20 protein-coding genes are annotated in these 20,919 nt (G+C 37.9%); 7 read left to right on the top strand and 13 right to left on the bottom strand.

Annotated elements, in window-relative coordinates:
* Window positions 1-85: 85 nt before the first annotated feature.
* Window positions 86-1,417, bottom strand: coding sequence for an NADP-specific glutamate dehydrogenase (gene gdhA / locus B5X76_RS16780; RefSeq protein WP_079644897.1), 1,332 nt, complete (start codon window positions 1,415-1,417; stop codon window positions 86-88).
* A gap of 199 nt (window positions 1,418-1,616) precedes the next feature.
* Between gdhA and B5X76_RS16775 the strand changes: the two genes are divergently transcribed.
* On the top strand, window positions 1,617-2,411 hold the full coding sequence (locus B5X76_RS16775; protein ID WP_079644895.1) for a sulfite exporter TauE/SafE family protein: 795 nt from the start codon (window positions 1,617-1,619) through the stop codon (window positions 2,409-2,411).
* A 15-nt stretch (window positions 2,412-2,426) separates the two neighbouring features.
* On the opposite strand, the gene B5X76_RS16770 is transcribed toward B5X76_RS16775, so the two are convergent.
* Entirely contained in the window at window positions 2,427-3,317 is an 891-nt protein-coding gene (locus B5X76_RS16770; RefSeq protein WP_079644893.1) for a cation diffusion facilitator family transporter, read from the bottom strand.
* Window positions 3,318-3,540: 223 nt separating this feature from the next.
* Window positions 3,541-5,139: a M60 family metallopeptidase gene (locus B5X76_RS16765; RefSeq protein WP_079644891.1), complete on the bottom strand. Its 1,599-nt coding sequence runs from the start codon at window positions 5,137-5,139 to the stop codon at window positions 3,541-3,543.
* A 331-nt stretch (window positions 5,140-5,470) separates the two neighbouring features.
* On the opposite strand from B5X76_RS16765, the gene hisG reads away from it, so the two are divergent.
* Complete coding sequence (gene hisG, locus B5X76_RS16760; protein WP_079644889.1) at window positions 5,471-6,322, top strand: ATP phosphoribosyltransferase; 852 nt, start codon at window positions 5,471-5,473, stop codon at window positions 6,320-6,322.
* Window positions 6,322-7,614 carry a histidinol dehydrogenase gene (hisD, locus tag B5X76_RS16755; protein ID WP_079644887.1) on the top strand — a complete coding sequence of 431 codons (1,293 nt, stop codon included), beginning with the start codon at window positions 6,322-6,324 and terminating at the stop codon, window positions 7,612-7,614. Before hisG ends, hisD begins: the two co-directional genes overlap by 1 nt.
* A gap of 31 nt (window positions 7,615-7,645) precedes the next feature.
* On the opposite strand, the gene B5X76_RS16750 is transcribed toward hisD, so the two are convergent.
* Entirely contained in the window at window positions 7,646-8,443 is a 798-nt protein-coding gene (locus B5X76_RS16750) for a patatin-like phospholipase family protein (RefSeq protein ID WP_139375366.1), read from the bottom strand.
* Window positions 8,444-8,581: 138 nt separating this feature from the next.
* Here B5X76_RS16750 and B5X76_RS16745 point away from each other — a divergent pair, with 138 nt between their 5' ends.
* Entirely contained in the window at window positions 8,582-9,187 is a 606-nt protein-coding gene (locus tag B5X76_RS16745; protein ID WP_079644883.1) for a TetR/AcrR family transcriptional regulator, read from the top strand.
* A gap of 3 nt (window positions 9,188-9,190) precedes the next feature.
* On the top strand, window positions 9,191-9,823 hold the full coding sequence (locus B5X76_RS16740; RefSeq protein ID WP_079644881.1) for a nitroreductase family protein: 633 nt from the start codon (window positions 9,191-9,193) through the stop codon (window positions 9,821-9,823).
* A 118-nt stretch (window positions 9,824-9,941) separates the two neighbouring features.
* Here B5X76_RS16740 and B5X76_RS16735 read toward each other — a convergent pair whose 3' ends face one another.
* From B5X76_RS16735 to B5X76_RS16710, 6 genes are all read right to left on the bottom strand, one after another.
* Window positions 9,942-12,155, bottom strand: a complete 2,214-nt coding sequence (locus B5X76_RS16735; RefSeq protein ID WP_079644879.1) for an NADP-dependent isocitrate dehydrogenase — start codon at window positions 12,153-12,155, stop codon at window positions 9,942-9,944.
* Between the two features lie 119 nt (window positions 12,156-12,274).
* Entirely contained in the window at window positions 12,275-13,351 is a 1,077-nt protein-coding gene (locus tag B5X76_RS16730; RefSeq protein WP_079644877.1) for an agmatinase family protein, read from the bottom strand.
* A gap of 103 nt (window positions 13,352-13,454) precedes the next feature.
* Window positions 13,455-14,258, bottom strand: a complete 804-nt coding sequence (locus B5X76_RS16725) for a M48 family metallopeptidase (protein WP_079644933.1) — start codon at window positions 14,256-14,258, stop codon at window positions 13,455-13,457.
* Between the two features lie 70 nt (window positions 14,259-14,328).
* Complete coding sequence (gene plsY / locus B5X76_RS16720; protein ID WP_079644875.1) at window positions 14,329-14,979, bottom strand: glycerol-3-phosphate 1-O-acyltransferase PlsY; 651 nt, start codon at window positions 14,977-14,979, stop codon at window positions 14,329-14,331.
* Between the two features lie 9 nt (window positions 14,980-14,988).
* A complete protein-coding gene (gene nadC / locus B5X76_RS16715; protein WP_079644874.1) occupies window positions 14,989-15,846 on the bottom strand; it encodes a carboxylating nicotinate-nucleotide diphosphorylase in 858 nt (285 codons plus the stop codon).
* A gap of 80 nt (window positions 15,847-15,926) precedes the next feature.
* A complete protein-coding gene (locus tag B5X76_RS16710; RefSeq protein WP_079644872.1) occupies window positions 15,927-16,310 on the bottom strand; it encodes a DUF4783 domain-containing protein in 384 nt (127 codons plus the stop codon).
* 133 nt (window positions 16,311-16,443) lie between these two features.
* Here B5X76_RS16710 and gpmI point away from each other — a divergent pair, with 133 nt between their 5' ends.
* Both gpmI and B5X76_RS16700 read left to right on the top strand, forming a co-directional pair.
* Window positions 16,444-17,982, top strand: coding sequence for a 2,3-bisphosphoglycerate-independent phosphoglycerate mutase (gpmI, locus tag B5X76_RS16705; protein WP_079644871.1), 1,539 nt, complete (start codon window positions 16,444-16,446; stop codon window positions 17,980-17,982).
* Window positions 17,966-18,538, top strand: coding sequence for a hypothetical protein (locus B5X76_RS16700; RefSeq protein ID WP_079644870.1), 573 nt, complete (start codon window positions 17,966-17,968; stop codon window positions 18,536-18,538). The genes gpmI and B5X76_RS16700 overlap by 17 nt, the downstream gene beginning before the upstream one ends.
* A gap of 94 nt (window positions 18,539-18,632) precedes the next feature.
* Here the strand turns inward: B5X76_RS16700 and B5X76_RS16695 are convergent, their stop codons facing one another.
* From B5X76_RS16695 to B5X76_RS16685, 3 genes are read right to left on the bottom strand one after another with little or no spacing between them, the layout of a single operon-like run.
* On the bottom strand, window positions 18,633-19,391 hold the full coding sequence (locus B5X76_RS16695; RefSeq protein WP_079644868.1) for a TerC family protein: 759 nt from the start codon (window positions 19,389-19,391) through the stop codon (window positions 18,633-18,635).
* A gap of 51 nt (window positions 19,392-19,442) precedes the next feature.
* Window positions 19,443-19,970, bottom strand: coding sequence for an adenine phosphoribosyltransferase (locus B5X76_RS16690; RefSeq protein WP_079644866.1), 528 nt, complete (start codon window positions 19,968-19,970; stop codon window positions 19,443-19,445).
* A 7-nt stretch (window positions 19,971-19,977) separates the two neighbouring features.
* Window positions 19,978-20,898, bottom strand: coding sequence for a ComEA family DNA-binding protein (locus B5X76_RS16685; protein ID WP_079644864.1), 921 nt, complete (start codon window positions 20,896-20,898; stop codon window positions 19,978-19,980).
* Window positions 20,899-20,919: the final 21 nt, after the last annotated feature.

Raw genomic sequence — 20,919 nt, 5'->3', positions numbered from 1 at the left:
CCTCATTTAATTCTGATTTGCTATATAAAGTCCACAAAGTAAAGAAAATCTGCTTAAATGCCTAAATATTGAAGCTAATTCTAATCTATAACACACCTTGAGACTTCATGGATTCAGCTACTTTTATGAACCCACCAATATTGGCACCTTTTAAGTAGTTTATGTAGCCGCCTTCTTCTTTTCCATAACGAACACAGGACTTGTGGATATTTTCCATGATTGTCTTCAATCTAGCATCAACTTTACTTGAAGGCCATTGCTGTCCAATGGAATTTTGTGACATCTCCAAACCCGAAACAGCTACCCCTCCAGCATTTGCTGCCTTACCTGGCGCAAAGAATACTTTAGCTTTTAAGAAGACCTTGACAGCCTCGGCAGTAGATGGCATATTCGCCCCTTCGGCAACACATTTACATCCATTCTTAATGAGTCTTTTTGCATCATCTTCGTTCAATTCATTCTGTGTCGCACAGGGGAGGGCTATATCACACTTAAATTGCCAAGGCTTCTCTCCGGGATGAAATGTTGCTGCTTTATATCTCTTTGTATATTTGTGCAATTCTCGACCAAGGCTACTAATGTAGGATAACTTCTCTAAGGTTAGACCCTCTTTGTCATACAATGTACCCGAACTATTTGACAAAGTGATAACCTTTGCTCCTAAAGCAATTGCTTTCTCTGCTGCAAAATAAGCTACATTACCAGCTCCAGAAACAGTAACCACTTTACCCTCAATATCTTCGTTTATAAAATCATATATACATTCTACAAAATACAAAAGTCCATAACCGGTAGCTTCTGGTCGAATATAAGAACCTCCCCAATTAACACCTTTGCCTGTTAGAACGCCTGTAAAATTATTTTGGATTCGCTTATACTGCCCAAAAAGATATCCTATTTCTCTAGAACCTACACCTATATCTCCGGCAGGAACATCGGTATCTGCTCCAATATGACGATAAAGCTCTGTCATAAAAGATTGGCAAAACCGCATAATTTCATTATCTGACTTACCTTTTGGATCAAAATCAGAACCACCTTTGCCACCACCAATCGGAAGACCTGTAAGGGAGTTTTTAAAAACTTGCTCAAACGCTAAAAACTTAAGAATACTCAAATTAACGTTTGGAGCGAAACGCAGCCCACCTTTATAAGGTCCTATAGCGCTATTCATCTGAACTCTATAACCTCGATTGACCTGAATGCTATTTGAATCATCTAGCCAAGCTACCCGAAAAGAGACAACGCGCTCAGGCTCAGTCAAACGTTCCAAAATTTTCAACTCCTCGAACTCAGGATGATATTCGTTAATATACGGAATAAGGTCTTCAACCACCTCAACCACAGCTTGTAAAAACTCTGGTTCGTTTGGATTCCGATCTTTAACGTATTTAATAAAATTCTTAAGGTTTAGCATTATTATTATAAATATTACATGTTGATGTTTTCAAATTTAACAATTTTAATCAATTTACTTAAATAAAATACAAAAAACGAAACATAAAACATATTTATTGATTTAAACTACATGTTAACTAGAGATTAAAATAATAGACTTTTTGTTCAGAATAAATATCTCAGTATGCTAAAATTGTTTAGATTTACGCTGTTTACGCATGGAAGTTATTGGTTCACTATTGGCTACCTTAATAGGCGTCACTCTTGGTATGATGGGGAGTGGGGGATCTATTCTAACCGTCCCCGTACTTGTCTACGTTTTGCACGTAGACCCTAATTTGGCGACGACATATTCACTCTTCGCTATTGGAATGGCTTCACTCGTCGGTTCAATAGTTAACTTCAGCAAAGGCACAATAGACTTTCGTAAAGTCTTGGATTTTGGATTCCCGTCCATTATCACTGTTTTTCTAACAAGACAATTTCTTCTTCCATTTGTACCGGATGTATTTAATATTGGCCCATGGATCATACACCAAAATACTGTGCTAATGATCTTCTTTGCCGGTATTATGATTCTTTCTGCATTCTCTATGATAAACAGGAAAATCGGACAAAACTGGAAGACAGAAAGAAAATATTCCAGAGGAATAACAATAGTCCAGGGAATAGGAGTCGGCTTAATAACAGGTGTAGTAGGAGCAGGAGGGGGGTTCTTAATTATACCTGCGTTAATTAATTTTTATAAAATGCCCCTCTCAAAAGCAGTATCAACATCTTTAACTATTATTGCTATAAATTCTCTATTCGGCCTGGCGGGAGATATAGAAAAATTTAATTTGTTTGATTGGAACCTGGTATTACAATATACTGGCCTTTTGATAATAGGAATGTTTCTTGGCTTTTACCTGACGAGATTTTTTAATGGGAATCAGTTAAAAAGAATATTAGGTTACCTAATATTCTTTGTGGGGATTTTTATAATACTTAAGGAATTCTTTCTAAAAGACTAAAAAAAACTAAATACATTAATCGCATTTCATAGCCGGATCAAAAGGCTCAATATGCACAAAAACATTAGAAATATCAGACATGTTAGTCATGAGATAATCTTTTAATGCATGAGCAATATCATGTCCTTCCTTAACAGTTAAACTGGAATCCACAACAGCATGAAGGTCAACTATATAAAACATACCAACTTTACGAACAAAACATTTATCTGTAGCAAGCACACCATCGACTAATAATGACATATCTTTAACTTGATTAACCAAATCCTCAAAGATATTCTCGTCCATAATTTCACCTAAAGCAGGGCGAAAAATACGATAACAATTATATAGTATAAAGCCAGCAGCCAGCAACGCAGCCCAATCATCAGCATATTCGTAACCTTCGCCAAGCCATATCGCTATAGAAACGCCGACAAACGCAGCAATTGAAGTCAAAGCATCACTACGATGATGCCAAGCATCAGCCTTTAAAGAGCTGCTGTTTAATGCCTTTGCGCGCCTGTTAACGATCTGGTAACTTGTTTCTTTCCACAAAATAATTCCTCCCAACACTATAAGTGTCCAGGCTGCCGGAGGTTCGTGTGGTGTCCGTAAGTTTATTACACTCTGATGCGCAATCACTGTTGCTGATATAACAAGGAACAATACAACTATGAAGGTCATTAAAGGCTCAATCCGTCCGTGTCCATATGGATGAGTTTCATCGGCAGGACGCTTAGAATATTTGATTCCCAATAGTACCAAAATCGACGAAAAAATATCTGTTGTAGATTCTATAGCATCAGCAATCAGAGCAAACGAATTTCCAAAGAATCCTGCGAACCATTTTATCAAAGCTAAACCTAAACTCCCTAAAATACTAAAGTATACTGTTTTTTCTGCTTTATCTGCTTTTGAAGACATATTTAAGATGTTTGTACAAAGTAAGCAAATAAATCTCTACTATGGAATCCCTAAAATTTCTTATACATTTTTAATTCACTTCGATGAACACATAATAAAGTTTAATAATTTGCATTATGTTAAATAAGATTATTGATGCTATTCCCTCTTATTGGTAGATAAAAAAATCCCAAGCACTTCATAGTGCTTGGGATTTTACAAAAAGCTTTACCAGCGTGTATACTTAGTCGGCTAATGTCGTAATGTCTAGCACTGGTTTTTTTAGTCCCATTTTCTTTATTTCTTTCTTACACACATCCACCATGTCTGCTGTCATTTTATACTTATATTTTCCATAATCGTCCATTTCAAACTCTCCAACATAGAAAAAACCATACTTGTCAAAAAAATCAGTTAAATCGACCTTAGAAACCTCACAAGCTGTTTTAACGAAATTCAGCTGATGAACAGCTGGATTTCTCTCGCCTTGCATACGTTCCTGCGCCCAATTTGTATTTTTAACTTGGTTAAGATTTCCCTTACTATTGGCTTGATTACGAAAAGCTTGAAACAAATCCGGATAAAAGTCAGGATTTTTTCCAGCTCCCTCAAAATATAATTGCAGTTGCCAAAATGGAACTAATCTATTAAAGACATCAGGATCCTGAAGAAATGAGATTTTCCCGTCAATTATCTTTTCTTTTGCTGTCTTGTAATTACCTTGTTCTGAGACCCGTGTCGGATTATCAAAAGAACGCGTTACATACAATGAAAACAAATTATTACTCACTTCTCCTAAACCTCCCCAGTTAAACATAGGGCGTGTCTGGTGCACATGCCCTACTTCATGGCTAAATCCCCAACAGGGATCCCCTTTTACAACTCGACTAGGATCCACAACAAGGTTCATTGCATACCCCTTCTTGTCACCCATGTACGCTACACCGTCTCCATCTCTAAACATGTAGTAATTATAATTGACTCGTGACAAAATTTTATTTTGAGGCACTTTTCCGTATTTAATTAATCCCATTATTCGGTGTTGTCGATACACGAGAGAATCGTAGTTGCTAATCAGCTCCACTCCTTTTCCGTAAGCATACTTTTTAATTGCTTCGACAGGATAAGCGATCTGTATATGCTCTCCAATGCCATCCATTATTGGAAAAACCGCATTGTCAACCAACTTATTCCAATCAGAATTGCTATTCTTTTTAATGTCGAAATAACCATTCACCTTTCCTGTGATAAAGTGAACTTTGATAGGTCTTTCTTTTGAAGGCGTTTCTGAGAAATAATCGATATAAGCCAAACTTCCATAGTTCTTTAGGTCAATGATATTGATGCCATTTTGCAATTTGAATGTCTGCTTCTCTATTCCCCATCCTTTCGGATCCTTAGTTGGCTCATCTGGGTTTGGAGCTTTCCTCTCCCAATTAGGAACGACCAACTTTACATCTTTTTCTTTATCAATTCCTTCTACTAAGACGACATGTTTGCCTAATGGTAGGTAGATGCCGGTAATATTTTCATACTTACTATAGCCATCTCCGATACTAAGATCTTTTCCTAATGTTGTTGGAGAAAGTAGTGCATTATAGGTGTTAACCTTATACTTATTATCATATGTTCCTTTCATTAGCTGTAAGGCGACATCTTTTATAACAGGGTCCGATATCTTATTGACTTCGTCTGTCTTAATTCCAGTTTTTAAAACTGTAGCCAGCGGGTCGCTAAAAATGGACAAGCTGTTACTAATTGTCTTTAAATCGGATGTCGTCTGTGCGTTTAAGCCAGATGTAAATAGATTTAGAGCAACTGCTGCAAATAGAATTTTTTTCATAATTGATACTTATAACAATGTCTAAAATAAGAGATAAAATTCTCAATGGAACGTAACAAAAAAGTGATAATAGAAATATCAAGCCGACAATATTATTGCAAACGATTGTTTAATTTTTATCTTAAGAAAAAAAAGTTTGCAAATGCTCTAACAAAACTATAAATTTGGATAATTATTATTAATAAATGATAACATTGCTTTCACATCACATTCATATGCATCATCGCCAGTTTGGCGATATGTAATGTTATGTGTTTCTACGTGAAGCATCCTCCTCCGATTTCATTTTTTGTAATTAATAATAGTTTTTACTACACCTAAACAATTCGTTTTGAAAAATCTAAAAATAGCTATCCAAAAATCGGGTAGATTAAATGAAAAATCCGTTCAACTTCTAAAAAACTGTGGTCTCGATTTTGAGAACTATAAAAGCTCTCTGATTACTTCTGTTTCTAATTTTAACCTAGAAATATTGTTTTTGAGAGATGATGATATCCCTGGATATGTCGAAGAAGGTATTGCTGACCTTGGTATTGTAGGTGAGAATGTAATCGACGAAACAGAATCTAATGTAGCTTATTTACAGCGTCTTGGATTTGGTAAATGCACATTAAAACTCGCTATCCCAAGAGACTCTAAAATCTCCGATTTAAAAGACCTCAACGGTAAATCAATCGCAACCTCCTACCCTGTTATTCTAAAGAATTTTCTTGAAGAATATAAAATAAACGCCGATATTCAAACAATTTCCGGTTCCGTAGAAATCGCTCCAGGCCTAGGGCTGAGTGATGCAATCTGCGATATCGTATCGACCGGTGGTACACTAAAAAGCAACGGATTAAAATCATTTGCTGATGTGCGTAAATCGGAAGCCATATTGATAGCACGTGAAGGCCTGGAAGAGAACGAGATCTTGTGTGAGTTACTACAACGCATACGATCAGTACTCCGTGCAAAAGAAACTAAATATGTCGTTTTAAATGTTGAAAAAACTAATCTATCAAAAGTAACCGAACTTCTTCAGGGTGTAAAAAGTCCTACTGTTGTTCCTTTAGCTGAAGAAAACTGGTTTGCTGTACACACTGTGATTTCTGAAGATGACTTTTGGGGAAAAATTAATAAATTAAAGTCGGTTGGCGCGCAAGGAATAGTTGTTATGCCGATCGAAAAAATTATTTTATAATGCTTAAAGTATATAATTACGAAAAACTATTACCAACTGATGTAGAACAATTGGTTTTACGCAATACGGATCCAAATAATGCAATTCAAGAAACGGTCATTGAAATAATTGATCAGGTTAAAAAAGATGGAGATATCGCCTTAAAAACCTATGCATCAAAGTTTGATCAGGTTAATTTAGAACAGATATACCTCGACAAGGATGAAATAGAAGAATTGGCTCTTACAATCACTAGGGATCAACAACGAGCTTTGGAAATTGCTTTTCAAAACATACACCGATTTCATAGTACACAGCTGAAAAGAGAAAGGGTCACAGAAACGATGCCTGGGGTCAAATGTTGGCGCGAGGTCCGTCCTATCGAACGAGTGGGGTTGTATATACCTGGGGGATCGGCCGTCTTACCCTCTACCCTCCTCATGTTAGGCGTGCCAGCAAGAATAGCAGGCTGTAAAGAAATTGTAGTTTGCTCCCCCCCCCAAAAGACAGGAAAAATCAACGGTTTTGTTGCTTTCTGCCTCACTCTCTTGAAGATAGAGCGCATATACCTTGTTGGTGGAGCTCAAGCTATTGCGGCAATGGCGTTTGGCACAGAAACCATCCCTAAAGTTGACAAGATATTTGGCCCAGGAAATCAATTTGTTACCAAAGCAAAAAGTATAATACAGGCTCAAACTAACGTTAGCATAGATATGCCAGCGGGCCCGTCAGAGGTTCTTATTATAGCAGATGAAACGGCAAATCCTGCTTACGTTGCCGCTGATTTATTAGCCCAAGCCGAGCATGGTTCAGACAGTCAAGCAGTATTAGTGTCTACATCCGATAATCTTATTGAAGAAGTCAATAAAGAATTACTTACTCAAATCCAAGTATTACCTCGTAAGGAGACCGCGAGTGCAGCTATAACCAATTCTTTTGCGATTCTAACCTCTGATTTAAAGCAAGCAATAAGTTTTTCCAACCAATATGCCCCTGAGCACCTTATATTAGAAACGGATTCATGGCAGTCTATCTCTCCTCTAATACTTAATGCTGGATCTGTCTTTTTAGGACATTTAACTCCTGAAAGTGCAGGTGACTATGCTTCTGGAACGAATCATACATTGCCCACCTCTGGATATGCTCGATCCTATTCGGGGGTTTCTGCAGATTCTTTTGTCAAAAAAATTACTTTTCAACAAATAAATGAACAAGGTCTCCAACAGATTGGCTCTGTTGTAGAAACATTAGCAGAATTGGAAGGGTTGCATGCACACAAAAATGCTATCACTGTACGTAAAGCAATGCTTTAACTCATTTTAAGAAGAGCTAGAAATAAAAATTCTAGCTCTTCTTAATCGTATCTAGATGTTCGGAAAGAGTGTCTTTGGCTAGTTGGTATCCTACTTTTATCAAATCAGATGACCTGTCAAAATCCCATACTCCAGAAACATCGCTAGGTACATTAATGATATAATCAGGTCTATAAAGCTGCATACTAAGCATGCAGAGCCGACGACGCATAGCCATATAAGATTCCTGTAATATCCCAATAGCATTGAGTTTGCTATACACCTTTAGATTTGTGGCGTGCGGCACGCCATCCAAATTGATTACAATTTTAATATTATCAGCATTCTGCACATGATTTACAGGAACTGGGTTTAGTACCCCTCCATCTACTAGAAACTGATTCTCATGGTGTATTCCCTGGAAAACAGCAGGTATAGCTATGGAAGCTCGAATAGCGGAATAAATACTGCCAGTTCGAAAAACTACTTCCTGTTCACTCGCGAGGTCCGTAGCTACAGCAGTATATCTTATAGGTAAATTCTCAATATCAACATCTTCAAAAACCTCTTGAAGGGTTCTCATTACTTTACTGCCTTTCAAAAAACCAAAGCGAGGATCAGAGAAATCCATCAACCTAAAAACCTCACGCTTGGTTAGTTTACTCATCCAATCTCCCAAATCATTTACCTTCCCTCCGGCAAAAGCGGCCCCAACCAAAGACCCTATTGAACAGCCCACGACTTCATCTATTTCGAGTCCTTGTTCGACAAGCCACTGTATCGCTCCTATCTGAGAAATACCTCTCGCTCCACCGCTACCTAAGATTAAGGATATTTTTCGTTGCTGCATTTCTACTAAGTTTTGACTAAAGATAGGGAAAATACAAGAGTTATTTTTGTCAATAAAAAGTCTAAAAATATATACTTCTTGATAAAACAAAAAATCAGTGTTACTTTTGCTAACAGTGTTAACTAATTGTTCAAACACATGAATACAGTAACAAGAAGAGACCGGGAAATACTAGAGTTAAGAAATAAAATCATCACGCAATCCTGGAAGATTATAATGGATGAAGGATGGCAAGCTCTGTCTGTTCGAAAAATAGCAGATGCCATCGAATACAGTGTTCCTGTCATCTATAAACACTTTGAAAACAAAGAAGCAATTATTGAATACTTTTCTAGAGAAGGTTTTAAAATACTATCAACGGAAATTGCTAACGCTATTAAAAATGAATCTGATGCCACGAATAGGCTGCAAATGATAGCGTATACATACTGGAAATTTGCATCAACACATAGTCAACATTATCGAATAATGTTTGGTTTGGGTATTCCGGCCTGTGAGTCTATTAACAGCTCTATTGAGATGCAGGAGACTTCGAACTACATGCTTCATACTATAGAACAGATTCTCCAAGAATCTGACAACAATATAGCAGACAAAATCTTAAAACTAAAAACCTTTTGGTCTACGCTTCATGGTTTTGTTGCTATTGCACTATTATCGAATAACACAATTTCACCTCAACCAACCGCCACTTTGGTAGATGCAGTAGAGGGATTTATATTTACATTAAAAAACAACAAATAAACAATGAGCTTATTGCAAGATTTATCCTGGAGATATGCCACAAAAAAAATGAACGGTACTCCAGTAGCACAAGAGAAAGTTGATTACATTCTTGAAGCAGCTAGATTAGCGCCAACTTCATCTGGACTTCAACCTTTTAAAGTGATTCAAGTTACAAATGCTGAACTTAAAGCGAAGATTCAGCCTATCGCTTTTGGACAGACACAGATAGTAGATGCATCACACATATTGATTTTTGCAGCATACGATGAGTATACTAAAGAACGTGTAGATGCCGTTTTCAACCAGCAGGAATCTGAACGAGGGCTACCAACAGGTACCTCTGATGCCTATAAAAATACACTATTTGATATGTTTGCAAAGCAAACAAGAGAGCAGCATTTTGCTCACGCTGCAAGACAGGCCTATATTGGGTTTGGAATGGCAATAGCTGCTGCGGCTGAACAACGTGTCGATGCAACTCCAATGGAGGGCTTTGTAAATGACCAACTAGATGAGCTTTTAGGCTTAGATAAATTGGGGTTAAAATCAGTTACTATACTTGCTTTGGGTTACAGAGACGAATCTAACGATTGGTTAGTAAATCTCAAAAAAGTGAGGGTCAATCTAGAAGATTTTATCATCAATTTCAATTAGTTTTTATATTTTCTATTGATTAAGCTCTAGTCTAAAGGCTAGGGCTTATTTTTTAGGTTTAACGTAAAAAGCGGCTCTGTCATTATCAACAGAGCCGCTTTCTTATTTTAATAGCTTATTAAAGAGCTGTAATCGCACCATTTAACGTAGCTGAAGGACGCATTGCTTCAGTAGCTAAAACATCATTAGGATAATAATATCCGCCAATGTTTTGTGCTTTGCCCTGAGCCGCTATCAATTCTTCGTTGATCTTTGCCTCACCTTTAGCTAAGGTATCTGCTAAAACCGTGAATTTCGCAGCTAAGTCGGCATCCTTGGTTTGCTTTGCTAATTCCTGTGCCCAATATAACGTTAAATAAAAGTGAGAGCCCCTATTATCCAACTGTCCTACCTTACGTGCAGGAGACTTATCGTTAGCTAAGAACAAAGCATTCGCCTCATCCAAAGCATCCGCTAAAACTTGAGCCTTGCTATTACCCTGTGTTTGAGCAAGATGCTCAAAAGAAGCTTGTAAAGCAAGAAATTCACCTAGAGAATCCCAACGTAAATAGCCTTCTTCCAAAAATTGTTCGACATGCTTTGGCGCAGAGCCACCGGCACCGGTCTCAAATAAACCACCACCATTCATTAAAGGAACGATAGATAGCATTTTAGCCGATGTTCCGACTTCCAAAATTGGAAATAAATCTGTTAGGTAATCACGCAACACGTTACCTGTTACCGAAATTGTATCTTCACCTTCGCGAATACGATCTAAAGAGAACCTTGTTGCTTCTATTGGTGACATAACAAATATATCTAGGCCATTTGTATCGAAATCACCTAGATATTTCTCTACTTTCTTAATGATTTCTCTATCGTGCGCACGAGCTTCATCCAACCAGAATACGGCCGGGGTAGCCGACAAACGAGCACGATTAACTGCTAATTTAACCCAATCTTGAATAGGAGCATCTTTTGTCTGACACATACGGAAGATATCGCCAATCTCAACAGCTTGACTCATATATACCTCACCATTTGCATCTACAACACGGATAGTTCCCTTTGCCGACGCTTGGAACGTTTTATCGTGAGAACCATACTCCTCTGCTTTTTGCGCCATCAAACCTACGTTTGGCACAGAACCCATTGTTTTTGGATCCAGAGCACCATTCTCTTTACAGTCTTCTATCACAGCTTCATAAACACCCGCATACGAACGATCAGGGATCATAGCTATAGTATCACGTTCAGCACCAGCTTTATCCCACATTTTTCCACCTATACGTATCATCGCTGGCATAGAAGCATCGACGATCACATCAGAAGGCACGTGAAGGTTTGTGATACCTTTATCTGAATTTACCATAGCTAAATCAGGACCATTGGCGATAGCTGCCTCAATAGCAGCTTTAACTTCTGCTTCTTTTTCATTGCCGCTTATCTTAGCGAATACTTCACCTAGACCGTTATTCTTATTGATGCCTAAAGAAGCAAACAACTCGCCATACTTGACAAATACATCTTTAAAATAAACTTCTACAATTGCACCAAAGATGATAGGATCAGAGACCTTCATCATTGTTGCTTTCAAATGTGCTGACAACAAAACACCAGCTTCTTTTGCTTCAGCAATAGTAGCCGCAACAAAATCTTTCAATTTTGCTACATTCATTACAGATGAGTCAATAACTTCACCTGCTTTCAAAGGCGCTAATCCTTTTAATTCTTTTACGGAACCATCTGCAGCTACAAACTCGATTTTGAACTGAGAATCTTTTTCTATCGTCACAGATTGTTCGGTAGCATAAAAATCTCCTTCGGTCATAGATGCTACTTTCGTTTTGCTATCTGATGCCCAAGTTCCCATTCTATGCGGATTTGCTTTTGCATAATTCTTTACAGCTTTAGGGGCTCTACGGTCGGAGTTACCTTCTCTCAATACCGGATTCACTGCAGAACCTAATACCTTCGCATAACTAGCTTTGATTTTCTCTTCCTCATCATTGGACGGGTTATCCGGATAATTAGGAATAGCATAACCTGCTTGCTGTAATTCTACAATAGCAGCTTTCAATTGAGGTATAGAAGCAGAAATATTTGGAAGTTTAATAATATTTGCGTCTGGTGTAGTTGCTAACTGTCCCAATTCAGCTAAAGCATCAGCTGTCTGTTGCTCTGGCTTCAAATATGAATTGAAATTAGCAAGAATACGTCCAGCCAATGAAATATCTCTCAATTCAACGTCAATATCAGCAGTTTTTGCAAATGCTTGTACAATAGGCAAAAATGAATAAGTAGCCAATAATGGCGCCTCATCTGTTTTAGTGTAAATAATCTTAGAAGACATAGTTTCTGTTGAAATATTATTAATTTTTCGATTTAAGATTCTGAATTTTAACAATAATTGATAATATCCTTAAAATCCGCCTAAAGATAATAAAATCAAAAGTAAATCCCCATAAAAGGCTAAAATATGACTTTATCCCCAACGTTCAAGCCATTGTTCTTGGCTAATACCCCGCACATATGAAACAATAAGCGGGCTCCAACGTTTCCATCCCATTCATCCTCACCTGGGGCTACTTCGACAATATCCATTCCTATTATTTTCTTGTCAGATTCTGCCAACCGATTTAAAGCATAAACTGCTTGTTCATACGATAGCCCTCCCGGTACAGGAGTCCCAGTATTTGGACAATACCACTGATATAAAGCATCTATATCAAAGCTTACAGCGACATTTTTAGGTAATAAAGCAATAGCTTCATCCACCTGATCTTTCCAGGTCTTTCCTTCAAATTGCTCTTTTTTCAAATCGGCGTCTGTAAAGACTTTTACTTTTTCTGAAGACTTGACAACTTCTACTTCTTGCTCGCAAAAATCACGGATACCCATCTGAACGAGTTTGGTCACTTCTGGCAGCTGTATTGTATTATACATAATGGAAGCATGGGAGTAAGTAAACCCCTCATAAGCTATACGTAAGTCCATATGTGCATCGAAATGAAGTATTCCAAACTGACCATAAGTGGCAGCTAATGCCTCATAATAACCGTATGGAGTAGAATGGTCTCCTCCCAATAGGATCACTCGCTTACCTTTATCTATCCATGATGATACTCGCTCCTTTAATTCGCTATTCAACAATCTAGAAGCTTCATTTATTTTATCTAAATCGGCTTTTAGTTCAGGAAGGTGTTCAAGGCTCTTTCCTTCTTCAAGGGCCTCTATGATCGGTTGCGCCATCGCTTTGTATAAATCACTATTTGCTTTCCAATGTGCGGGCCCTTCATCCAAATAAATTCCTAATTTCCACAACTCAGGAAAATCCTGGTGCAATAAATCAACTTGAAAAGACGCATCAAATATGGCAGCTGGGCCATCCGATGCTCCCGCTCCGTAACTCACAGTCACCTCCCACGGTACGGAGACAATAATAATTTCACTCTCCTCCGCCGAAAACGGTAATCCATAAATACTTGCATCTGCCAGGCCAGGTTGAGATGGATCAAAATTTGCTATCTTTTCTTGTTTTGTTGACATAAAATGTGTTTTTAACTACTCTGCGCAAAGATACAATTTCTATAAAAAGAAAACAGCAACCCAAGGGCTGCTGTTTGCATATATCCTAACAAATTACAAAGCTTTATTTTTTGTAATACTTCATAGCTTCAGGTATTAAATTCTGCAATTGCGTTATTCTTCTCGCGTCATTAGGGTGTGTACTCAACCATTCAGCAGGTTGATTTCCAGACTTAGCGCTAGCCATTCGTTCCCAAAATTTGACAGCCGCATTGGGATCATAACCCGCCATTGCCATGATGATAAGTCCTGCCTTATCAGCTGCGAGCTCATCTTCTCTCGAAAACTTCAACATTCCTATTGGGGCGCCGATACCATAAGTAAGATTAAGAGCATCAATCCATTTATTGTTAGTAGTCTGTGATGCTACACCTATAATTTGCCCTACTCCTTGCATTGCGATCTGATTAGAGACCTGAGCGACCGAATGCTCTTCGATAGCATGTGCAATCTCGTGTCCCATTATGGTTGCCAATCCAGCATCTGTACCTGTAAATGGCAAGATTCCTGTAAAAACAGCTACCTTACCGCCAGGCATACACCAAGCATTTACTTCGTCATTTTGAATTAGATTAAACTCCCAATTAAAATTATACCGATCAGCAATACCTCTTTCTTTAAGGAATCTCATCGTTGCAGCAGCAATATTATTTCCGACGCGCTTTACAGCCGTTGCATTGCTTGTACCTGTAATTACTTTTGTACTTGAATTAGACAAAAACTCCTTATAAGCCAACGCAGCTTGATCATTAATAGCGCTACTATCCACCAATTTAAGGTACTTTCTACCTGTAATAGCTGAGGTTGCACAGCCGGCGACAACTCCCGCCATTAACACTATAGCTGTATATTTAAATAATTTTTTCATCAAAATATTTTTTACCAACGATGGCTTAGCCATAAACAAGAAATAATCAACAATTCCTATGCCTAAAACATTAATCGCTTCGTCTTTTTTTAAATAGATAAATCTTGGACTCGTGTCCTTTCAGCAGCCGCTCTATATTTTTTTGGTGCGTAATTAATATTAACGCACATATCGCAATGGCGTAAAGCATGATCGAGGGTACTGTTGTCTTAAATATTAAAGCTAATGTTATCGGAAAGGTAAAGCCAGCAGAAATTGAGCTCAACGATACGTAATGGGTAATCAATAGACATAAAATAAATACGGACACACAACATAGCGCAGCCGGCCAATGGATGGCCAATATCATACCAAATAATGTCGCAACTCCTTTTCCACCTCTGAAGCCCGCGAATAACGGGAACAAATGCCCCAAAACAGCTATTACTCCCAACGCTAGCTGAAAATTGACAAAATGCGGCGATCGATAATCCCCCACGATGGTTGAATCCAAAAGGTAAGGTAGATTCGTTGCAGTCCACCCCTTAAAAATGTCGACAAACATCACGATTGCTCCCGCCTTTTTGCCCAACACACGAAAAGTATTGGTGGCTCCAGCATTCCCACTCCCATATTCCCTAACATCCACTCCATAAAATGCTTGTCCAAACCAAACAGCAGTTGGTATTGATCCAAATAGATAGGCAAGAATTACGATACTTACTAAATAAATAGAAATCATCAATTCCAATTAAATAAGTTTGGCTTTAAGACTCAAATCTAAGCTCTTAACCGAATGAGTCAACGCTCCAACTGATATAAAGTCTACACCAGTCACCGCATAGCTATGTATTGTCTCTAATGTAATTCCTCCGGAAGCCTCTGTCGTCATCTTACCATTTACCAATTCCACTGCTTTCTTCACATTGTCCGGCGTAAAATTGTCAAACATCACACGTTCCACTCCGTTGCATTTTATCAATTCTTCAAGCTCTTCAAAATTCCGTACCTCTACCTCAATTGGTATATCAATTCCCTTTTCTTTCTTATATTTTAGAGCATTAGTCACTGCAGAAGGAACACTTCCTGCGTAATCTACATGATTATCCTTGATCAAAATCATATCGTACAGGCCAAAGCGATGATTCACCCCTCCCCCAATAACAACTGCTTTCTTTTCTAAAAAGCGAAGTAATGGAGTTGTCTTTCGAGTGTCCAATACCCGAGCGTTAGTTCCATTTAATTCCTTAACATACTCTGCAGTTCTAGTAGCTATTCCCGACATCCTTTGCATGACGTTAAGCACTAAGCGTTCTGCTTTAAGGATAGAATGAATCTTGCCTTTTGTAACCAACACTATATCTCCCACACGCACTCTTTCACCATCCTTAATAAAAACTTCAATTTGTAGCGTAGAATCTACCTGTTTCAGTATTTCAACCCCAACTTCAACTCCCGCTAGTATCCCATTTTCTTTAACCAGCAATTTAGCCTCACCCAATTTATCTACAGGAAGAGCCGCTAAAGAGGTGTGATCTCCATCCCTAACGTCTTCCCTCAAAGCCTGTTGAACAAAAAAACTAAGCTCTTTCTTGTACTCTTGATCCATTTAATTTGTTTCAAATAATAAGCTAAGATGAATAAAATAAATTTATTCTAAAAAATTATTGTTTATTAACCCTTCCAAAATCATTCTATCCTTAGCTCAGATATGGATGCAGCACCCTTCAACTCAATGACTTTCACTAGAACTCGAAAATTTCTCTTTGCAGTCTTCACATTATATATGAAATAGCGGTTCGATTGGTTACCACCTGAAGCAGTCAAGCGTTTAACTTCAGTCACTTTGTATTGTCTAAAAAAATCGGCTAAAAGTAATTCTCCCTGGAATCGGGTTACCACCTGTTCTTCCTTATCAATCGAAAGACTAATAGAAGATGAAAAGTATTTGGCGATGGCCTTAGCATTATTGGCCTTTAAGCCCTGGCTTATATTGTTGCTAATATCAGTAATTTGAAAAGAGCTTAAAAGAAAGATAAACGAAGTGGCAAGGAAAATCAAGTTTCTAGTCATCGTAACATACAAATAGGTAAAGTAGCATAATGCGGTTTAAAATGGCAATTAACTAGCTAAAAGTATGCCACAAATATGCTTTTTAAACCGAGTGTAGTGAAAATTTTATCTTTTAAAATCATTATATTTGTATGTGGACAATTTAAATCAAAAAAAAGTAGCCTTACTCATCCTGGATGGATTAGGGTATGGTAAAGAAGATAATTCAAATGCTGTCTTAGCGGCTCAAAAACCTTTTCTTGACAAACTATTAGCTGCCTATCCCAATTCTAGACTAGAGGCTTCAGGCGAATCCGTAGGACTTCCTCAAGGACAAATGGGAAATTCAGAGGTCGGTCATATGAACCTTGGTGCTGGTAGGGTGGTTTATCAAGAATTAGGTCGTATCAATAAAGCAGCTCGCGACGGAGATTTCAACCGTGATCAAACGATTCAAAGCGCTTTCAGTTATGCTCAAAAGAACAACAAGAAGGTACATTTCATCGGTTTATTGTCTGATGGTGGTGTACATGCTCATATCGATCATCTAAAGGCATTATGTGATTCGGCAAAAACCTTTGGATTACATAATGATCAGGTTTTCATTCACGCCTTTATGGATGGTAGAGATACTGATCCAAATGGAGGAGTCTCCTATTTACAAGACCTTCAAAATCACTTGACACATTCTTGTGGAAAGGTAGCTTCTGCTATTGGTAGATACTACGCTATGGATAGGGATAATCGTTGGGAGCGCGTTCAGCGAGCCTACAACTTACTGACTAAGGGTATAGGGATACCTTCAACAGATGTTGTAGCTAGCATACAATCATCCTATAAGGAAGGAATTACCGATGAGTTTGTTAAACCTATTGTCGTTGTTGATGAGTCTAATGTGCCGATAGCTACTATAGCTGATGGGGATGCTGTGATCTGTTTTAATTTCCGGACAGACCGAGGTCGCGAGATCACCATTGCTCTCACCCAAGAAGCTTTTCCAGAATACGGTATGCACCCATTAGATCTACACTATGTCACCCTGACTGCCTATGATGAAACTTTCAAAAACATCAACGTAGTATTTCAAAAAGATAATCTTTCTAAAACACTGGGTGAAACGTTGGCTATACAAGGAAAGACTCAAGTGCGAATAGCTGAAACCGAAAAATATCCTCACGTAACTTTTTTCTTTTCAGGCGGACAAGAAGCTGAGTTTGAAAATGAGAGAAGACTTTTAATTCCCTCACCCAAAGTAGCCACCTACGATCTTCAGCCTGAGATGAGTGCTGTTGCCATTACCCAAGCAATCACAGATGATATTAGAGACAATCAACCTGATTTCATTTGTCTTAATTTTGCTAATCCCGATATGGTGGGGCATACAGGTGTATTTGATGCTGTGGTCAAAGCTGTCGAAACTGTAGACAGATGTACACAGCAAGTGGTAGAAGCTGGTTTAGCCTATGGATATTCGTTTATCATTTTAGCAGATCATGGCAACTCTGAATTTATGCTCAATGAAGATGGTTCTCCAAATACAGCCCATACAACAAACTTAGTTCCGTGTATATTGATTGATGAAGATTATAAGCATATCAAAGATGGAAAATTAGGTGATATTGCACCCACAATACTGAAGCTTATGGGGTTGAATATTCCTAAAGAAATGACCGGAGATGTTTTGGTATACTAGCAAACTATACGATATAAGAAGAAATGCAACGGTAGTAAGCATACTGTGTCTTACTGCTGTTGTTGCTTCATCCTGCAATTCTGCTTCTAATAGCGTGCACCAATCAACTGGTATTGAGTTTGATATACCTTCTTTTTTTCGAAATGAAATTGAATTACTAAATTCAACAAAACCTAAGGTTACGAAGGTTGTCAAAAAAGATAGTATATCCGAAACGAAACAACTTATTATTGCTGACTGGCAAAAAGAACTTGCTAATTTTACGTCTATTGACCTTAACAAAGCGGCCTATCGTGGTGCATATCAAAAAGACAGTATCGGCAATACTGTAACTTATAGTTTTACGGACTCTGCTTTAGACCTATCATCCGTAAAAATTGTTTATCATAATGGAGTCCCTTCTATTTTTACAATTAATAAGGTAACAAAAAACCTTCTCTATAATACAGAGGAAAATTTAGAGTATATAAAAGGTGAAAGTTATACGATTGATAAAATACAAGCCGTTAAAACATTAGGAAGCCATCACTACCAAATAAAAGGTACAATTGAGTAACAATTGACGAGGCTTTATACTTTTTTATAAAAAAACGCAAAAGGCGTTCTCATTTTGAATGAGAACGCCTTTTCTACATTATAAAACCTACTGGTTATTTATGTTTAGATGCAGCTTTCTTCTGAGCTCTCAAATTAAGATACTCTACCAGAACAGAAAAAGCCATGGCAAAATAGATGTATCCTTTAGGAATGTGTTGGTCGAACGCCTCCGCCGTCAATGATACACCTATCAAAAGTAAAAAAGCCAAAGCTAACATTTTCACAGACGGATGATCATTCACAAACCGGCTTATAGATTCTGCTGATATCAGCATGATTCCTACAGCTACAATTACCGAAGCGATCATCACGCCGATCTGATCGACCATTCCCACAGCTGTAATCACCGAATCTAGTGAAAAAACCAAGTCTAAGATAAGTATCTGCATAATGATAGATGCAAAAGAAACGACCTTTTTACCGACACTAGAAGCTTCTGTATGCCCTTCCACTTTATGATGAATTTCAGTTGTACTTTTATAAATCAGGAACAAACCACCTGTAAAAAGAATTAAGTCCCGCCCAGATAACACAAGATAACGCGCATATTTTTCATTAGTTATGTTAAACCAGTCTGCAAAATTGACAAGGGGAGCCGTTAAGCCCATCACCCATTTGATAGAGAATAGCAACAACACCCGCATTACCAAAGCAAGCAAAAGTCCTATTTGTCTCGCTTTTTTTTGTTGTTCAAGCGGCAGCTTAGCACTTTGGATTGAAATAAAAACGATATTGTCTATACCCAGAACAATTTCCAAGACAGTCAATGTTAAGAAAGAAATCCAAATTTGTGGATCAGTAATCCATTCCATATAAAATATATTATTTTTAAGACGTAAAAATATAAAATAGAACGAATAATCCTAATACCTAACCAAAGAAATAACACGATCGCTAAAGCGAGACAATCGCCCCTCTCCCTTTAAAAAATCTAAGCTTATTATAAACGAGAAACCTGCAACTTCTCCGCCTAGTTTTTCAATTAGCTTGGCGGTAGCCACTACTGTGCCACCTGTTGCCAATAAATCATCATGTATTAATACCTTTGCGCCGCTTTCGAATGCATCTTCATGTACCTCGATCGTTGCCTGCCCATATTCCAACTTGTAAGACTCAGACACGGTTTTGTATGGGAGACGCCCCTGTTTACGTATGGGTACAAACGGAACCCCTAATTTGTTAGCAAGCATTAATCCAAAGAGAAACCCTCTACTCTCTACACCAGCGATTACATCGATATCTACCCCATGTAGTCTTTGTACAAATTCTTCAACAATCTCCGAGCAGAGATTCGAATCTTTCAATATTGGGGTAATATCTTTAAATAAAATACCGGGACTCGGAAAATCTGGAATATCTCGAACAATATCTTTTAGTTTTGATTCTAGCATATCAATTTTAAAACTCTAAGTAAGGTCCAATTTTACGTAAAAATTCCTGATTCAAGAGCTCAATAGTCTCTAAACTTTTCAAGTTTTTATAAAAACCGTGCTGTTCCCTATAATTTGTTATCCACTGCGCCTGCTTTCTCGATATATAAGGATGTCTTGACAACTCCGCTGCATTCGCTTTATTAACATTTATTTTCTTTACTGTTCCTTCCTGAAGATATAGCTTGTCTTTAATCAATGCATAGGTTTCAGGAGGTAGCCCGTATACTTCAGCGATTTGGTCAATATCTGTAAAACCGCCCAATGCATTCCTATACTTGATAATCCTATTGGCCAAGACTGGACCTATTCCTTTCAATACGACCCACTCCGCGCTATCGGCTTTTTCGATATCGATTGAGCTCTCTTTTATTTCTTTCGTTAGATGCACACTTTTCTCATTTTTACTGAAGCCAACGTTCTGCTCCTGAACATAACGGCTTTCCTCTCTACCTTCTATCGAATTGATCCTGATATACGGTGATAGTCTTCTATAATCAGCATCCGAAATAGAGTATATCCGAGCTAAGTCTTCTTTCTTCCTAAACCGTCCACCTTTTGCTTCAAAATTTTTTATCACCTGCGCCTGCTTCACTGATAATCCCAAAGTATTCCACTGCTGAACAGATAACCCATTGGGGTCGAATTCGGCCATATCGATTTCCTTTGGGTACACGTCACGGTTCTTACCATTGCTCAGCCTATGATGTCTTTTGTCGTCCTGATCCGACTCTTTAAATATAATAACCTCATGTTCCAATAACTCTTCCTTTCGGATTGCATCATATAGGTATGGTACAGATAAAGAGCATAGCACAATTATAATGAGCGCAATAAATCCTCTTTGTTCGGCCAAAGACAGTTCAAAATAACGAAATAGTCCTTTCATAAGATTATCACAGATAGATCT

The organism is Sphingobacterium nematocida (assembly GCF_900168125.1).
In the GTDB taxonomy this organism is placed as follows: domain Bacteria; phylum Bacteroidota; class Bacteroidia; order Sphingobacteriales; family Sphingobacteriaceae; genus Sphingobacterium; species Sphingobacterium nematocida.
Note: the sequence above shows the minus strand (reverse complement) of the source record. Positions and strands in the feature narration are given on the sequence as shown.